This is a genomic window from Methylibium rhizosphaerae (assembly GCF_006386545.1).
Lineage (GTDB): Bacteria > Pseudomonadota > Gammaproteobacteria > Burkholderiales > Burkholderiaceae_C > Pseudorivibacter > Pseudorivibacter rhizosphaerae.
On sequence record NZ_SWAR01000109.1, the window covers coordinates 1 to 1687 of the forward strand.

The 1687-nt window shown below is 71.7% G+C and carries 1 protein-coding gene and 1 pseudogene; both read right to left on the minus strand.

Translation table 11 applies throughout. The features are described from left to right. Positions 1–123, minus strand: a pseudogene (locus tag E8D38_RS27565) (IS21-like element helper ATPase IstB); the annotation flags it as partial. Between the two features lie 18 nt (positions 124–141). Further along, positions 142–1668: an IS21 family transposase gene (gene istA / locus E8D38_RS27570; protein ID WP_140637473.1), complete on the minus strand. Its 1527-nt coding sequence runs from the start codon at positions 1666–1668 to the stop codon at positions 142–144. Positions 1669–1687 lie beyond the last annotated feature (19 nt).

Genomic DNA, 1687 nt, shown 5'->3' on the forward strand with positions numbered 1-1687 from the left:
CAGGAACTCGGTGTACGCCAGCTTCGCATCGATGGCCTGGCGGTTGCGCGCCTCCAGCGAGTCCAGGATGCCCGACAGCCTCAGCTGCTTGAGTTGCGGGGCCAGTTCAGGAACGGGGTTCATTGGTCTTCTCCTTGCGGGTCAATGCAGCAGCTCTTGCTGCGGGTGGGCGAACAGGCTCGCCGCGTCGCGCGCGAAGCGCGAGCGGGCGTAGGCTTGCGGGGTCTCGGCGATCGGCTCGGCGCGCAGATCGGCGCCGCTGGCGAGGATCGTCTTGACGGTGCGGAAGTAGGGCGACTCGTGCGCCAGCGCGCGCTGGCAGGCGGCTTCCACGCGTTCGGGGCTGTACTGCTTGGCCAACTGGATGACGCCTTGCGCCCCGCGCAGCCGCTCGACGATGCGGTCGCTGAGCAGTTGCTCGATCAGCCGCTGGCAGGCTGGTCCCACACGGGCGGCCTGGGCCACGCACCAGCTACGGTCGTGCGCGAAGAACGCCTGCGCCTGCGGCGGCAGGTGGTCGCGCACCGTGATGCGCTCACCCGGCCGCTGCCCGCGCGGATGCGTGGCCACGTGGCGCAGCTCGTCGTACAGCGCCACGGCCGCGTCGGTGGCGCGCAGCCACAGCGTCTTGCCCGCCAGCGCGAAGGGCGCCGAGTACAGCACGCGCTCGAACTGCACATGGCAGTCGCGGTGCACGGCCACGCGGTGCCAACTGCCCAGATCCGGCGCCACGGCCGGCAGCGGCCGCAGGTGTGCGCGCTCCAGCTCGAACAGCGCCAGCGGCTTCACGCGCGTCGTGCCGTGCACGCGAGTGCCGGCTTCGTCCAACACCCACGTGCGTGCCTGCGCGTTCAGGTCGGCCAGGTCGCGGAAGCTGCGCGTGGGCAGGAAGTTGCCCTTGAGGTACTTGACGCCCGCCTCGACGATGCCCTTCTTCTGCGGGTCATGCGGCGGGCATGCGTCGATCTTGAAGCCGTAGCCTTCGGCGCACTCGGCGTAGGCGCGCTGCACCAGCGGGTCCTTGGCGCATGCCTTGGTGATGGCGCACTTGGCGTTGTCGATGATCAGCCGCGCGGGGACGCCCGCGAACCACTCGAAGGCGCGGCGGTGGCAGCCCAGCCAGGTGGCCACGGTCTGGTCCCACACGAACTCCACGTACTGGTGGCGACTGTGCGCGAGCGTCATCACGAAGGCCCAGGTGCGCCGCGGCCGCCCGTCCGGGTGCATGAGCACGGGGCCGGCGCCGAAGTCGACCTGGGCGGCCTCGCCGGGCTCGAAGTGCAGACGCACGGTGGTGGCCACCGGCTGCTGGCCGCGCAGGGCCACGAGCATGCGCGCCACCGACGAGTAGCTGCCGCCGTAGCCGTGCTGGCGCCGCAAGGCCGCGTGGATGGCCTTGCCCTGCACGCCAGCGGCCTGCCACTGCGCCACCAGCTCACGCCACGGCTCGACGCTGGAGACGCTGCTGCTGGCGCGGCGGCCGGCGCCGACAGCCTGTGCAATGGCGGCTTCGTCGGGCAGCTCGCGCGCGGGGTCGAGCCAGCCGTGCTCGGCAGCCAGCGCACGCAGCGCCGCCAGCTTCTGCCGGCCCATGAGCTTGGAGCGCGCGATGTCGCGCTCGGAGTCGCCCGCGCGCAGCCGCGCGAGCACTTGGCGGTACTGGAACATCTCGAATCTCCTGCGGCTC